At 54.3% G+C, this 14,423-nt stretch carries 13 protein-coding genes; 10 read left to right on the plus strand and 3 right to left on the minus strand.

The window, feature by feature from the left end:
- Nucleotides 1-70: 70 nt before the first annotated feature.
- The 6 genes from OEV49_03740 to fumC all read left to right on the plus strand — a co-directional run bounded on the left by OEV49_03740 (nt 71) and on the right by fumC (nt 5,664).
- Nucleotides 71-496, plus strand: a complete 426-nt coding sequence (locus tag OEV49_03740) for a helix-hairpin-helix domain-containing protein (protein MDH3890172.1) — start codon at nt 71-73, stop codon at nt 494-496.
- Nucleotides 493-1,377: a hypothetical protein gene (locus OEV49_03745; GenBank protein ID MDH3890173.1), complete on the plus strand. Its 885-nt coding sequence runs from the start codon at nt 493-495 to the stop codon at nt 1,375-1,377. Before OEV49_03740 ends, OEV49_03745 begins: the two co-directional genes overlap by 4 nt.
- A gap of 54 nt (nt 1,378-1,431) precedes the next feature.
- On the plus strand, nt 1,432-1,950 hold the full coding sequence (gene coaD, locus OEV49_03750) for a pantetheine-phosphate adenylyltransferase (GenBank protein ID MDH3890174.1): 519 nt from the start codon (nt 1,432-1,434) through the stop codon (nt 1,948-1,950).
- Between the two features lie 35 nt (nt 1,951-1,985).
- Nucleotides 1,986-3,572 (plus strand): lysine--tRNA ligase, encoded by a 1,587-nt coding sequence (gene lysS, locus OEV49_03755; GenBank protein ID MDH3890175.1) that lies wholly within the window; start codon nt 1,986-1,988, stop codon nt 3,570-3,572.
- 189 nt (nt 3,573-3,761) lie between these two features.
- Nucleotides 3,762-4,028: an RNA-binding protein gene (locus tag OEV49_03760; GenBank protein MDH3890176.1), complete on the plus strand. Its 267-nt coding sequence runs from the start codon at nt 3,762-3,764 to the stop codon at nt 4,026-4,028.
- 244 nt (nt 4,029-4,272) lie between these two features.
- Complete coding sequence (gene fumC, locus OEV49_03765; protein ID MDH3890177.1) at nt 4,273-5,664, plus strand: class II fumarate hydratase; 1,392 nt, start codon at nt 4,273-4,275, stop codon at nt 5,662-5,664.
- 746 nt (nt 5,665-6,410) lie between these two features.
- On the opposite strand, the gene OEV49_03770 is transcribed toward fumC, so the two are convergent.
- Nucleotides 6,411-9,266, minus strand: a complete 2,856-nt coding sequence (locus tag OEV49_03770) for a hypothetical protein (GenBank protein ID MDH3890178.1) — start codon at nt 9,264-9,266, stop codon at nt 6,411-6,413.
- Between the two features lie 444 nt (nt 9,267-9,710).
- Nucleotides 9,711-10,622 carry an MBL fold metallo-hydrolase gene (locus OEV49_03775; protein ID MDH3890179.1) on the minus strand — a complete coding sequence of 304 codons (912 nt, stop codon included), beginning with the start codon at nt 10,620-10,622 and terminating at the stop codon, nt 9,711-9,713.
- Nucleotides 10,623-10,879: 257 nt separating this feature from the next.
- Between OEV49_03775 and OEV49_03780 the strand changes: the two genes are divergently transcribed.
- The 4 genes from OEV49_03780 to OEV49_03795 all read left to right on the plus strand — a co-directional run bounded on the left by OEV49_03780 (nt 10,880) and on the right by OEV49_03795 (nt 13,814).
- On the plus strand, nt 10,880-11,314 hold the full coding sequence (locus tag OEV49_03780) for a hypothetical protein (protein MDH3890180.1): 435 nt from the start codon (nt 10,880-10,882) through the stop codon (nt 11,312-11,314).
- An 890-nt stretch (nt 11,315-12,204) separates the two neighbouring features.
- Entirely contained in the window at nt 12,205-12,534 is a 330-nt protein-coding gene (locus OEV49_03785) for a hypothetical protein (GenBank protein MDH3890181.1), read from the plus strand.
- A gap of 234 nt (nt 12,535-12,768) precedes the next feature.
- Nucleotides 12,769-13,629, plus strand: coding sequence for an SPFH domain-containing protein (locus tag OEV49_03790; GenBank protein ID MDH3890182.1), 861 nt, complete (start codon nt 12,769-12,771; stop codon nt 13,627-13,629).
- A 2-nt stretch (nt 13,630-13,631) separates the two neighbouring features.
- Nucleotides 13,632-13,814 carry an Arc family DNA binding domain-containing protein gene (locus OEV49_03795; protein MDH3890183.1) on the plus strand — a complete coding sequence of 61 codons (183 nt, stop codon included), beginning with the start codon at nt 13,632-13,634 and terminating at the stop codon, nt 13,812-13,814.
- Between the two features lie 65 nt (nt 13,815-13,879).
- Here OEV49_03795 and OEV49_03800 read toward each other — a convergent pair whose 3' ends face one another.
- Nucleotides 13,880-14,389, minus strand: coding sequence for a hypothetical protein (locus tag OEV49_03800; protein MDH3890184.1), 510 nt, complete (start codon nt 14,387-14,389; stop codon nt 13,880-13,882).
- Nucleotides 14,390-14,423: the final 34 nt, after the last annotated feature.

Here is a 14,423-nt window from a genome sequence, read left to right on the forward strand (position 1 = left end):
GAAGTCGAAACCCGTCATTCGATCCTTACCAGACTTAGAGGCGGTCGCCCGGTTGACTTGTGGAGGGCTATTGGCTATACTGTCCGGCGCATCGATGTCAAACCGGAGGTACCTGGCAAACAAGATGAATCGGTTTTTCGATTTCACCCACAGACAGATAACTTTTGTAGCCCTCCTCAGTGGAACCGCGCTGGTACTGGGTGGCTACCTGTTTATACGGACCCATGCCTGGCCGACGGGCGACACGCCTCGCCTGCCGGTGATAGTATCTGATGGATCATCTGTGTACACGGGAACGTTCGTGCTGGACCCAAATACTGCGCCGGTCGATTCATTGGAGCTTATACCTCGGGTTGGTCCTTCGATGGCCGACGCGATTGTTATGTGTCGTGATACGCTGAGATTCGAAAGTTTAGAGGATCTCCTCAACGTCCACGGTATCGGAGAGAAAACACTGGAGCACATACGGCCCTACTTGAAAGTGGTGGCACCATGAACGACCCATCGGTACAGGTCGGGATTGATGATCGCGGTCATTACTTCTATGTGGCGCGAGTGCGCCACGAGCCGGGTCGCTCCCGAGTCGAAGCCCTGGCCCGCTTCGATCGCTCCCTGATCCGCAGCCACCAGTTGTTGGAGAGTGGCCAGTTGGTTTTTTCCGTAGCCGACGATATGGTAGCGGTTAACGAGGTCAGTCTGCCGAGCAGAGAGTCGGACCGGCCGGCCGAGGTGATCGAGTTTGAACATACTCAGTCACTGATCGAAGATGGGCTGTCCTACTTCTTCGATGCCATTCAGGTGGGTGCAGATTCCAAACGCTGCCTGGCCCTCAAGGTCAGACAAACCCATCTGAGCAACATGATTCAACCGTTCACTCAGGTGACGGGAGGCGATACATCCAGAGTGAGATTTACTTTGCGGGCTGAGGCGCTCGGGCAGGGATTCATTCATTACGCACCGACTGAGTATGGAGACTTTGCCTGCCTGATCGATTTCAACGAACGTCTGGCCTCACTTTGCTTCGTGCACCGCCGAGAAATCATCGGCGTGGCGCACCTGGCCACCAGTCAATATGACATGACATCTACTCCGGGACTCCAAAAGATGGCTGCGGAACTGAAAACAATAGTCAATTTCAAACTGGCCGCATTCTCACGCCAGAATATCAGTGTCCCCTTGTCGGCTGTGTTCCTGTCCGGCAGCCACCTTGATACGCAGGCCGGTGAGATCCTGCACGGACATTTCTCTGTGGGAATCCGCGAGGTCGTGCTCAACTCAGGCTTTTTCCCCCAACCCGACAAGATGTCAGAGATACCGGCCGGTGATTACGTTGTAGCGCTTGGCCTCACGGTGCTAAAGAAAGATCGAGCCTCTTGATTATCGGTTGCATTGACGAATGGTTTTGTATAGCTTGACAGCTGATTATTACCTATGACGAAAGAAACAGACCACACCAAACTGGCCATATATCCCGGATCATTTGACCCGATTACCTTCGGACATCTGTCTCTGGTAGAGCGGGCCGCCGGCCTGTTTGACCGATTAGTCGTGGCGGTGGCTGCCAGCGCAGGCAAAGAGCCTTTTTTTGACCACCAAACACGCATCCGCCTGGTCGAACAGGCCATTGCGGATCAGCCCTACGCCGCTGTAGTGAATGTGATCGGATTCGACGGCCTGCTGGCCGATCTGGCCTTCCGGATGAAGGCCGCTGCCATCGTGCGAGGCCTGAGAGCCGTATCTGATTTTGAAAATGAGTTTCAGATGGCCCTGATGAACCGAAAACTGGCCCGCTCGGTTGAGACAGTGTTTTTGATGCCTGCCCTGTCCTGGGTCTATCTATCGTCAACAATGGTGAAGGACGTAGCGGTGCACGGCGGCGACGTCGGTGAGTTGGTACCGCCGACAACCAACCAGGAGATATTGAAAAAGTTTCCAAAAGCGAAGGCGTGACAAACCTGCAACCCCGAAATGGATCACCCGACCGAATGACCGACAAAACCACACAGCCAGACCCAAACGAAGCCGCGCCGGAACAAATCCAGATTCCGCTATTGGAACTGATCAAAACCAGACGGCAAAAGGTTACCGAACTGTCCGCGGCGGGAATAAATCTCTACCCCTACCGTTACGAGCGTAGCCATCATATCAAGGAATTACTTGACCAGTTCGACCAATTGGCCACAGATGAAACGGCGGTGCGGCTGGCCGGACGGGTGATGCTCAAACGTAAGATGGGTAAGTCCATCTTTGCTGATGTGCGCGACAGCACCGAACGGCTACAAGTATACGTCAAGCTGAACAACGTCGGGCAAGAGCAGTTTGACCTTTTTGACACCCTTGACCTCGGCGATATTCTTGGCTGCGAAGGAAGCCTCTTTACTACCCGGACAGGTGAGCGTACACTGAAGGTTACCACCTTCGAAATCCTGACCAAGACTCTTCATCCCCTGCCTGACAAGCATGCCGGTCTGACCGATGTTGAGACACGCAGTCGACGACGATACGCCGATCTGATCGCAAATCCGGAAGTACGAGACGATTTTGCCAAACGCAGTCGTATTGTCCGGATCATCCGTGACTTTCTCAACAGCGAGTCCTTCCTCGAAGTGGAGACACCTATCCTGCAACCACTATACGGCGGCGGGATGGCCCTGCCGTTCAAGACTCATCATAACCGGCTCGATCGTGACTTGTATCTGCGCATTGCCGACGAACTCTATCTCAAACGATTGATCGTCGGCGGATTCGACAAAGTCTGGGAGTTTTGCAAGGACTTTCGCAATGAAGGGATCGACCGGCTGCACAATCCCGAGTTTACCATGATCGAGATGTACTGGGCCTATGCAGACTACCATGACATGGCAAAGCTCTTTGAACAGATGCTTCGCCGGGTGGTGTTTGAACTTCATGGCCGCTACAAGATTCCCTATGGCGACAACGAGATTGACTTTGAACCAAAGTTCAAGTGGATAAGTATGATCGACTCGATCACCGAACAGACCGGCGTGGATTTTTATCCCATGTCGTTCGATGAAGCTACCACGGCGGCCAAGAATCTGGGGGTCGAGGGCGAGGAGTTGATCAATCGTGGCAAGGTTATTGAAGCGGTGTGGGAGGCCAAAGTTGAACCGTGCCTGATCCAACCGACGTTTATAGTCGACTTCCCGGTGGAAATATCACCGCTGGCCAAGAAACACCGCGAGAAAGCGGGGCTCACCGAGAGATTCGAACTGTTTATCTCAGGACTTGAGATGGGCAACGCTTTCAGCGAACTTAACGACCCGGTCGATCAGTTGCAGCGTTTCATGCAGCAAGGAAAAGCGCTGGAAGCTGGTGATGAAGAAGCACAAATCCTGGATGATGATTTTATCACGGCGCTGATGTACGGCATGCCGCCAACGGCCGGACTCGGTTTTGGGATAGATCGTCTGGTTATGCTGTTGACCAATAAACACAATATTCGTGACGTGCTCTTGTTTCCGCAGATGAAAGATATGAAGGAGGGCTCCGTGCCGGTGTCGAAAATCCTTGCACAGGTGGTCGAGGAAGAAGAGACAGACGGCCCGGGGTGATGCCCATTGTTTGAACGACTGTTTCGCAGACCAGGGGAGTTGGTTTCCGGTTTCGTCCTGCATCTTGTCAACAGAAGTACACCCCCGCCGTTCTCGTGGCAGCATATTGGAGGGATCTCTATGACCGTGACCGGATGAATGGGGTGGATGGAGGTGTTGAGATATTGACATGTGTGAGGGAGACAAAAAATGAACATTTACATCGGCAATCTGCCGTTTGAAACCACAGAAGATGATTTGCGACAGGCATTCGAGGCGCACGGAGAGGTCTCCTCGGTGCAGATAATCATGGATCGAAATACGGGCAGGTCGCGCGGCTTCGCTTTCGTCGAGATGCCGGATGATTCCGGCGGTCAAGCAGCTATCGAACAATTGAACGGCGTTGATTTCGGCGGACGCCAACTCAAGGTCACCCAGGCAAACCGCGCTAGTGGTGGTCGGCCTCAGCGAGACTGATCGAATCAAACAGACGACGTGACCTTTCGATCGTCGGGGCCTCTGAGCTTCGGCTTTCTTATTTGCAGATCGTGAAACTTCGTTGTCCGCCCACCTGAAAAGACCCGGTTTGTCTCGCTTACTTTGCAAAGGCGCAACTTTGTCGCCAAAGCATCTTGCGGGAATCCTGTCAGCACGTATATTCGAAGCCTGATAAAAGATAGAACCATTCGACTATACTAGTCGTCTTTCGACCGGAGGAACAATGGAATTCCGAACTGAGAGTGATACTATGGGCGACATGAAAGTCCCCGCCGACAAATACTACGGCTGCCAGACAGCACGATCTTTGACCAACTTCAAAATAGGCACAGAAACAATGCCACGCGAAATCATTCGTGCCATGGGCATCCTCAAGAAAGCTGCCTGTATGGTCAACATGGACCTTGGCAAGATGCCCAAGGACAAAGGAGAGCTGATTCTCACCGCAGCCGATGAAGTGATCGCAGGAAAACTGGACGACCACTTTCCCCTCGTGGTCTGGCAGACCGGTTCCGGTACCCAGAGCAACATGAACTCCAACGAAGTGATTTCCAACCGCGCCATCGAACTGGCCGGCGGCAAACTTGGCTCCAAAGACCCGGTACATCCGAACGACCATGTCAACATGGGCCAGTCCTCCAACGACACTTTCCCGACAGCCATGCACATTGCCGCCGTTGAAGAGATCCATCGTCGGCTGATTCCGATGGTCACCCAACTGCGCGACACGCTGCAAAAGAAATCGGAGGAGTTTGCAGACATTATCAAGATCGGACGCACCCACTTGATGGATGCCACTCCGTTGACACTCGGCCAGGAGTTCTCCGGATACTCAGCCGCCCTGTCGCTGGGATTGGATCGGATCGATGATTGCCTCAAGCGTCTTTACCCGCTGGCCTTGGGCGGCACGGCGGTCGGTACCGGCTTGAACGCCCATCCGGAGTTTGCCGAGCGAGCGGCCGCGGCCATTGCCCAGCTAACCGGTAAATCGTTCGTGACGGCGCCGAACAAATTCGAATCTCTGGCCGCGCACGATGCTATTGTCGAAGCTTCCGGCGTGATGAAAACACTCGCCTGTTCGCTGATGAAAATCGCCAACGATGTTCGTTGGCTTGGCAGCGGTCCGCGCTGCGGTATCGGCGAACTCAACCTGCCGGCCAACGAGCCGGGGTCGTCGATCATGCCGGGTAAGGTCAATCCGACCCAGTGCGAGGCTATGACCATGGTGTGCGCACAGGTGATCGGCAACGACGTGGCCGTCAACGTCGGTGGTTCATCCGGCAATTTCGAACTGAACGTGTTCAAACCGGTAATGATCTACAATCTGTTGCAGTCGATCCGACTGCTGGCCGATGCCTGCGAGATGTTCGATGAAAAATGCGCGGTCGGACTTGAACCGAACAAAGATAGCATCCAGAAGCATCTGACCAACTCGCTGATGTTGGTCACGGCCTTGAATCCTCACATCGGTTACGACAACGCCGCCAAAGTCGCCAAGAAAGCACACGCCGAGGGCAGTACGCTCAAAGAATCCGTGGTTGCGTTGGGCTTGTTGACCGAAGAAGAGTTCGAGGCCAAGGTCCGCCCCGAGAACATGACCGGCCCGAAGGCGTAGCGGCGCAGGTTGTAGCCGCCTCTCTGTCATTCCCGCGAAGGCGGGGCGATAAATCGCTTTTTTACGCTTCGCGCCCCTTCTGTCATTCCCGCGAAGGCGGGAATCCATCTGTGTTTATCGTGTGCGTGGTGTAGGTCCTCATGCGCCGCGTATTGTGTCCGCTGAGTCTTCAGACTCAGTAGGTGGCCGGACGTCCGGCCGATGGGTGGCACCCTCAAAGCCGCTTTGGGGGTGACGGCGAGCCTGTTTTTGCACCTCGTGCGTTTACAACCTCATCCTGAGCGGAGTCGAAGGATGAACCCACACTTTGTCATTCCCGCGAAGGCGGGAATCCATCTGTATAAATTGTGTGCGCGGTGTTTGTCCTCATGCGCCGCGGGAAACCGGTGCAGACGAGGACGTCTGCCGCCCACATAACACCCCCGTGAACGGCAGATGTCCACATCTGCTGCAATCTCACCCTTCGACTGCGCTCAGGGTGACAGGGTAAAGCCGTGTTTCTCGCTCTCCGCGCTGAGTCTTCAGACTCAGTGGGTGGCCGGACTGATTTTGCACCTCGTGCGTTTGCAACCTCATCCTGAGCGGAGTCGAAGGATGAACCTATTGTGCCAATATCCGTCCCAAACAAGGTTTGAGACGGCCACCCGACGGGACAGGGGTCCTGACCTACTGCAAGTGAAGAATTGACTACCACCCACATAATTGGCGGGTTCACGCCGCGGCGCGCAGGCGAAGAAGGACCCGCCCTACTTTTCTCTCGCCACCACTGCCGACGAGGCGGGCATGCCATGCTCTTCCGGATATAGATACTTGCCACGCTCAGCTTGACTCTTGTCGGTCTCGACCGGAATTCGATGAGCCTTGGCCCACGCATCCTGACGCACGCCGGTAACCGTCCAGGAAACCTTGAGGCCGGGCGATCCTCCGGCGATACGGAAACTGTTATTGCGGATTTCATCGGCAATATACACCGGTGCGTAGCCGCCAATGCAGGTCAACTGATATCGATAGTCACGATTGAGCGCTTCGAAATAGTCCGGCATTGTCACAGTCGTTTCACCGCTTACGTCCAACACGACATTGCCGTTATAGACATTCATCATTTCCGGGGACTGGACAAGACTGTGTGAGAGATACCGGTTATCTGGATCAACAGGGTGATCTATTTTTGTGGCGCTCCCTCCATTTGTGAAAACCCCGGTGACTTCAACGTCACCAAAGAATTTGGCCGCCTTGCCGGTGCCGGGCCATATCGACATCGTTGGGCTGCTTCCGGTGTTGGTGGCATAGATAGCAGCCCAGGCTTCGTTTTGAGAGACATGTCCTGCCACTCTCAGTGCGTCGCCGTTGCCCAGGTTTTCGATCTGCGCGCCATAGGTGCCGTTGTCGGCGAGAATTCTGAATCCGTTTTCGGCTCTGATGGCAAACTCGTTGGTTTGACCCGAGGAAAAGTCCCCCACGCCATTGTCTGCCCAGACAAAGGCCCCATGGTGAACGGCCTTGGCTGATCTTCCTGCCGCAACAGAGACATTTCCCGAAGCGGTATTAAACATACCGCCAAGTACACTGCTTCCTGCCCCGCTGGCGACATTGGTGTTTCCGCCCAAAACCGCAGACTCCACACCAAGGGCGGAATCATAGACTCCTCCACCGACAAAACTGTAGTCGCCGCCGGCATGGTTGTCCGCCCCGCCGACAACCGAGGAATGGGTACTATCGGCAGTGTTGGCCGACCCACTACCGATGAATCCATAGGGTCCATTGGCTCTGTTGGCATAAAAGCCTGACGGCAAACCGGGGCCGCCACCACCGCATACGACTGAGTAATCACCCTGCGCCCAATTATAGTGTCCACCCCCGACAACGGCGTAATCGCCCGAAGCCTCCGTTGCCTGACCTCCACTGATCGATGACATAAAACCGGTCGCGACGTTACCTTCGCCACCGCTTATAGCGGCCCCTCTTCTCTGCGCATAGTTACCATTGCCACCGCCGACAAAAACATATTCGGAGTCAGCCCGATTGTTGTAGCCGCCGCCGATTGCCCCCCCGTTGCCGGACGAAGAGTTGTTCATACCACCGCCGACTACCGACCACTTTCCACTGGCAGAATTACTGTCGGCAGGATCTGTCCCACCTCCTCCGGCTACAACCGAGAAAGCTCCCGTGGCCCGGTTGGCCAAACCACCGGATACTACTGCGCCGGTGTCAGAGGCAATGTTGGCGTCGCCACCGCTGATGGTTGCACCGACTCCCGTGGCTCTGTTGCCGGAGCCGCCGGATATCGTCGAAAGAAAACCGAAGGCTTTGTTGCCCGATCCGCCACCGATGGTTGATCGCGCCCCTTGAGTGGAATTGGAGTCGCCCTGATTCGGGCCGCCCCCCCCGGCGATCGTGGAAAAATCACCACGCGCGAGATTCTCCCCACCGCCGCCGACCGTGGAATGAGTACCGCGAGCTTCGTTGGCGGCGCCACCACCAACAGTCGAGCTGTTCCCTTCGGCGATATTCGAAGTACCCCCAGCGACAGTAGACGAACTGCCCATGGCGATGTTTATTCGACCACCCGCGACAGTGGCGTAGGTCGATCCGGCGAGGTTGCCGGTACCTCCGCCAACCGTGGAGTGGTTTCCCTGAGCTTCGTTGCGAAATTGAACAGCCTCACCGCCGCCGCCGGAAATCGTGCTGTATACGCCATAGGCTCGATTAAAAGTACCGCCGCCAACTGTTGCACCTGTGTCCGTGGCCACATTGTCGGCGCCGCCGGCAATATTCGCAACCGGTCCGGATGCCTTATTAGTGAAGCCGCCGCCAACGTGCGCGCCGATACCGATTGCTGAATTGGCCTGACCGCCGGTCACCGAGGCACCCTCACCGTTGGCTGTGTCGCTGGTACCGGCCACCAAAGCACCCGCTCCCTGCACCAGATTGTCGGTACCGAAGTTGGTAGTACCCGTGGCCCACAGATTCCCGGCCACATCCAGTTTGGCACGAGGAGTCGTGGTTCCGATACCCACCGAATCGCCGCCGGTGGTCAAACGCACCACGGCACCATCGTCCACCCACGCTCCGCTTCCTCCCGCCGCGGCCAGGGCATACCCGGCCGTGTCGGCATGAATCGCATGATCGGCAAAGCCGGCGCTGTCTGAGTTCACAGCCTGCAACGACAAGAGGGCCGACTCCGAAAGCCGCGCCGTGTCTGAGGTGAGCGCGTGATAGGAGTAGGGCACCGCCACCAACGGGACACGAGGGGTTCCTTCCGGTCCGCTATCGACAGAGATACCGAGATACCGGGGGTCACCATTGAAGACCGAATCCGGAATCGGGATAAGGTCGCCGAGCACAATTGCGAACAAACCGTTAATCACGTCGACCGGTCGCGCTGAGGTCCATTTGGATGCACCGACTGCGGGGTCGTCGTAAATCGTGAACGTCACCGTATAAGGTCCGTCGGCAACCGGCGTACCGTCGGTTTGTGTCAGCCTGCCCTGGTAACTAATCTTGTGGGGGGTGGACGCCGTCAATGAGCCGGATACTAAGAGGACGAGAGTCAACACGACTATTAAGCTGGCGATAGTGGTGGTCGGACCGCTGCGATGCATGGTGTTCTCCTGCTTTTAGACAGATTTCTCGGTCAGGATTGTACGAATACGGGTAAGTCAAACTATGTTTCACACAATATAACGTGGTTTCGCCCTCTGTCCAGGTGTTTTGAGGGCATACAACTGTTGTCGGCCCCGGTAACGTGGAACATGAGTCTGGGATGGTGGACCTGTGGGTTGGTTGAGCAAGTCGGCTTAGCAGTTGCGGTGGGTCTTGTCCCCCACGACAGGGAGTGTCGACAAAACCACAGAGCCGTCATTGCGTACCCGCCTAAGGCGGGTGTGGCAATCTCATTTCGTTACACTCTTGTCATGCCGAGCGGAGTCGAGGCAGGAGATTGCCGCGCTCTCCGCCCATGGCGGAGTCGCCAGCAATGACGCGGGCTAGGACTTCATCAACAGACGTCTGTTGCCGGACAACACCCGAGTGTCCCGGCCCTGCGCTTACTCGGTCAGATCACGGTACAACAACCCGACAAAGTCCTCCCCCGAGACAAACCCCTCAAACTCGCCGTCAAACTCAGCGGTCGGTTTGGATGATTGAATCTGCTCAAGCGAATGCCCCGCCTTGACCAACTGACGCACGGCCTCGTAGGTGGTGGTCAGCATTTTGTGATAGCTTACCAACCCGGCTCGGTCGGTCATATTTCCGTGACCTGGAATGATCTTTGTCCTGTCATCAGAAATAGCCAGGAGCGTTTCGGTTCCCTCGATGACACCGGCCACCGAGCCGCCGTTGTCGAGGTCAATAAAGGGATAGGTTTGCAAAAACAGAATATCGCCGGCGTGGATGACATTGGCTTTGGTGAAGTGCACGAAAGCATCGCCGTCGGTATGTGCACTTCCGACATGCACCACCCGGACGCTGTCGCCGTTTAGATGGAAGGTCATGTTTTCACTGAACGTTATCACCGGTAGACCGGCTTTGGGTATGGCCGGGTTACGCGAATCAAAAAACGGCACATACGACTCCGTGGTCAAACGCTGCCGTCCTTTTTCATGCGCCACGATCAGTGTTCCGGACTTCCCCAACAGTTCGTTGCCGCCGGTGTGATCGCGATGGAAATGCGTGTTGATCAGGAAGGCGTTGTCCAGATCAATGTCGGCACTGCCTGAGAGTTTTTTGATCTGAGCGATAAGCTTCTCGTGCAACGGCGCAAACTGATCGTCGATAAGAAAGACACCATCCTCGCCTGTAAACAGCCCGATGTTCCCCCCGTTACCCTGAAGCATGTAAATATTCTCGGCTGCCTTGACGCTTGTGAATTGGGTCCCATCGGGACCCTGGGCGTTGGCAATAGCTATGCCCAACAAAAGGACTGACACAACGGATAAGACAAACATTTTGAGTGACATAGGTTCACCTCGCTGGTTGATTTCCAAATACGGTAACACGGACTCATAATATGGGCAACAGTTTCCGCAATCCGTTGTTCCGGCTGCCACATAACCTGCCTCTCACTAAAAGTCGATCAGGTCTTCTAACTGGCGCAGCTTTGTCTATGGGGCTCGCTGGGTAACCATCGATATTGTTGTGGTTCTTACTTTAACAGTGGGTTACCTCTGAGTTGTAGTCGGAGACGTGGTCAACGACAAAAATCGAGGAGGTCGATATGAGTATGACTCCAGAGTGGCTCACGATCTTGACAGGTGTGTTAGTTTTGATAGTAGGGTTCATTTTCCATTGGTTGGGTCAACTGATTTCCGTGGTCAATTGGGGCCTGGCCACCAGGATGGGTCTGCAGGAACAGGTAATGCTACCAGAACACAAAGTGTATGAGCACGGAACGGCTGTGGCGGATGTGCTGATCGGCTGGACCTATGGGCTTGCCGGTGTAGGATTGTTGCTGGGTGCACAGTGGGCTTTCAGGCTGACCTGGATACCGGGTGCAGTATTGGTTTACCATGGGCTCAACGCCTGGTTTTGGGAAGCAAATAGACGCAAGTCCGGGCATCAGTTCTTCAGCAATAGCTTGCGAGTCGGGTGGTGCTCGGCCAATATCATCACTGGCGGACTCTCCCTGTTTGTTGCGTGGCATAATTGCTAACTTGATACGCTCACTGCGGTAGGCAACAGACCAAGAATCCACCGAAAACAACGATCTTATGCACATGTTCCCCAATCGCCCGCCGCTCGGTGAACCGGAAAAACAAACAATGGTGGAGTGGGAAGTGATTCTACCAAAAACTGTCATGCAGAAGTGGACGCTGGAGTGAACAATGGCTGACTTCCTGCGGGCTTAGGTTGTCAACCAGATTGCCCCGACTTAAACGGCGTCTTCTTTGCCAACAGATAGCATATCAGTGTCACGGCTGCCACGATGAGACTCACCGAGCCTCCACAATACAGTTGGCCGTTCACACCCCACAGAAATATCAGAACAGCAACAACACCTGAGATTATCGGTAGCAAGAAACCCAGCGAAAACGCTCTCCAAAAACTCCGATTCCTATATCGAGCCAAAAGGCCGGCCGCACTACCACACAACCCCATAACTCCCAACGCGCCCAAATGTGCAAAGAAATAAAATGCCCAGAGATCGCGTTGCAATGAGAAATATCCAACCGAGCCAACGACAAGAAAACCTAGCGATAGCAGGGGTAATGCTTTTGTGCCTGTGTCAGTTTGGCTATCTTTCTCATCATTTGGATGTTGCATAATTTCCCTCAGCCATTCAATCGTTCACCGCCACGACTATATCTACGCGACCAAGGGCCTGTGGTTGCAGGACTCAACAAGAACTGCAGCCCGCCGACCCCTCAGACACCGACAAGAAAACGGTCCCCCAAGGGCTTGAACCGGCAAGCCTGATCCACGAGACTCGCAGATTGGAAGGGTAAAAAGAAGCGCTCCATTACTGATCGGTCATCCGATCGGAACCAACGTGGCTGCCGAACTGTTTTGATGGTAGCATAGCTTAACTGTCAGGATTGAGTGATGATGCAATTCTTCTTTCAACAACCAGTCAATATTATCTCAGCTTGTGGATTGCTGACAGTGGCTGTCTTCTTTGCGGTGCGCGGTATTGTAAACCTGCGTTGCGGCTTGACCCAAACCGACAATCCGTCACAGACGATTCACGTGGTTCGGGGAATCAGAGGGATCATTATTACAACCAGTGTTATCTTCATAGCGGCCGGTATCAGTTTCTCAACCAAATGGCCGATCTACTTTGGGCTGGCCTTTCTTGCGGAAGAGTTGGTGGAAACCACCATCATGGTTTTAGCCTTGCGGTCAGGACAAGCATCACGTGCAGATGCTCCCTGACTCGATCCAGCCGGCAGGTCGGTAGTTCTCATCAGTTATGTCTTGAAGCCCGTCCGAAATAAAGTCCACTCTGTATGTTCGGCGCCCGGGGTGATAACATACAGACTATCAACAAATTAGACGAATAGGACCGGGAAACAACCACTGCCCTATAGAAAACCGGAAACTTCCTTGCCTAATCTCCGTAATATCATTATAATATCAATATGATATCACTTTTTAAGGAGAAATACCATGATCACAGAACGCAAGTTTAACTCGGTATCTGGATGGGCCGCCCTCTTCATTCTTCTCGCCATAATGGCCGTGGTGACCTACTTTGTAACAGTAGATGGTCCCATGTGGGTCAGGATCGCATCCGGCGTTGGAATACTGATCGATCTATTCCTGATAGCCGGTTTGTTTTTTGTCAATCCCAATGAGGCCCGTGTTCTTCAACTCTTCGGCAAGTATATTGGCACGACCAGCCAGCAGGGACTCAGATGGGCTAACCCGCTCTATAGTAAAAAACGCGTTTCCCTCAGGGTCAGGAATTTCGAGACAGGCCAAATGAAAGTCAATGATATCGGCGGCAACCCGATTGAGATCGCATCGATCGTGGTTTGGAAAGTTGTCGACACAGCCGAGGCGATTTTTGAGGTTGATAGTTACGAGGCATTTGTCAAGATCCAGAGCGAGGCTGCTGTCCGCAATCTGGCCACTCAATACGCGTATGATTCAAGCGACGACACCGTCCTGTCACTTCGCGGGAGTACGGCACAGATATCCGACAAACTCCGCGAAGAGATTCAGGCGCGTCTGGAGCAGGCGGGTGTTGAGGTTCTGGAGGCCAGAATCAGTCACCTGGCTTATGCCCCGGAGATTGCCGAGGCGATGTTGCGCAGGCAACAGGCCGGCGCTATCATCGCGGCCCGGACGTTGATAGTCGAAGGCGCGGTTGGCATGGTGGAGATGGCTCTGGATTCTCTTTCGAAAAAGCAGATTATCGAACTCGATCACGAACGCAAGGCTTCCATGGTGTCCAATCTCCTGGTCGTTCTGTGTGGTGAAACATCGACGCAACCGGTCATAAACACCGGGACCATGTATCAGTAGTCATGGCGCAGAAGAAGTCATTTCTCATCAGGGTAGATACGGAAGTGCTTCGAGAGTTGCGCAGATGGGCCGACGATGAGTTGCGTAGCGTGAACGGGCATATCGAATTCCTTCTGCGCAAGGCGTTGCGGGAGGCGGGAAGACAAAAGATACCCAAAGATGACGCGGAAAAGTTGGAGGGGTGATTTGGTCAGGCAAGCCTGTTCCCTGGGAACTGATGATTTGTTGATATCGAACAGTTCTAATTCCACTACGTCCCTAAAAGGGCTTTAACCGCCTCCCGAAACCTGACCTGTTGTCCATAAGCAGGGAAAGGCACGACGACACCGCGATTGATAACATTGAATCCGTCAGCCTGAAGTCGGGTATCAAGCAAACGGCAGATATTGGCCTTGATCAGTAGAATCCTGGTGTTCCTTTTTGGGAGCAGTCTCTTCAGATCCTTCACGAGAAGCGGATAGTCTTTCAGTATCTTTGCATTTCGTTCCTTTGGTGCAAACGACTTGTTCACCGGCGTGTATGTAGCATCGACCAACAGGAAACCGGCTCGGGCGAACTTAGTTAGTCCCTCTTCCTTGGAGTCGGGTGAGATTCCCAGGATATCGCGCATCACAGCCCGCAGCAGGGGTTCCGTTACTCGTCCGGTAAGATCATAGAAGTACTTACCGGACGCCGGTGGAGACTCGGCGATGATGACAAGTTTCGGTCGGCGTGGTGTGTAGACCGCTCTCAGTTTGTGGTAATACGCTCTCGTGTGCATAAGCATAATCCCTAAGTAATGATCCGATCCCAAA

Source organism: Candidatus Zixiibacteriota bacterium, assembly GCA_029860345.1.
Lineage (GTDB): Bacteria > Zixibacteria > MSB-5A5 > GN15 > FEB-12 > JAJRTA01.

Excerpts from the sequence above, each read along its gene's own strand:
- OEV49_03745 (MDH3890173.1), top strand. The coding sequence starts at position 493 with ATGAACGACCCATCGGTACAGGTCGGGATTGATGATCGCGGTCATTAC.
- coaD (MDH3890174.1), top strand. The coding sequence starts at position 1,432 with ATGACGAAAGAAACAGACCACACCAAACTGGCCATATATCCCGGATCA.
- lysS (MDH3890175.1), top strand. The coding sequence starts at position 1,986 with ATGACCGACAAAACCACACAGCCAGACCCAAACGAAGCCGCGCCGGAA.
- OEV49_03760 (MDH3890176.1), top strand. The coding sequence starts at position 3,762 with ATGAACATTTACATCGGCAATCTGCCGTTTGAAACCACAGAAGATGAT.
- fumC (MDH3890177.1), top strand. The coding sequence starts at position 4,273 with ATGGAATTCCGAACTGAGAGTGATACTATGGGCGACATGAAAGTCCCC.
- OEV49_03770 (MDH3890178.1), bottom strand. The coding sequence starts at position 9,266 with ATGCATCGCAGCGGTCCGACCACCACTATCGCCAGCTTAATAGTCGTG.
- OEV49_03775 (MDH3890179.1), bottom strand. The coding sequence starts at position 10,622 with ATGTCACTCAAAATGTTTGTCTTATCCGTTGTGTCAGTCCTTTTGTTG.
- OEV49_03780 (MDH3890180.1), top strand. The coding sequence starts at position 10,880 with ATGAGTATGACTCCAGAGTGGCTCACGATCTTGACAGGTGTGTTAGTT.
- OEV49_03785 (MDH3890181.1), top strand. The coding sequence starts at position 12,205 with ATGATGCAATTCTTCTTTCAACAACCAGTCAATATTATCTCAGCTTGT.
- OEV49_03790 (MDH3890182.1), top strand. The coding sequence starts at position 12,769 with ATGATCACAGAACGCAAGTTTAACTCGGTATCTGGATGGGCCGCCCTC.
- OEV49_03795 (MDH3890183.1), top strand. The coding sequence starts at position 13,632 with ATGGCGCAGAAGAAGTCATTTCTCATCAGGGTAGATACGGAAGTGCTT.
- OEV49_03800 (MDH3890184.1), bottom strand. The coding sequence starts at position 14,389 with ATGCACACGAGAGCGTATTACCACAAACTGAGAGCGGTCTACACACCA.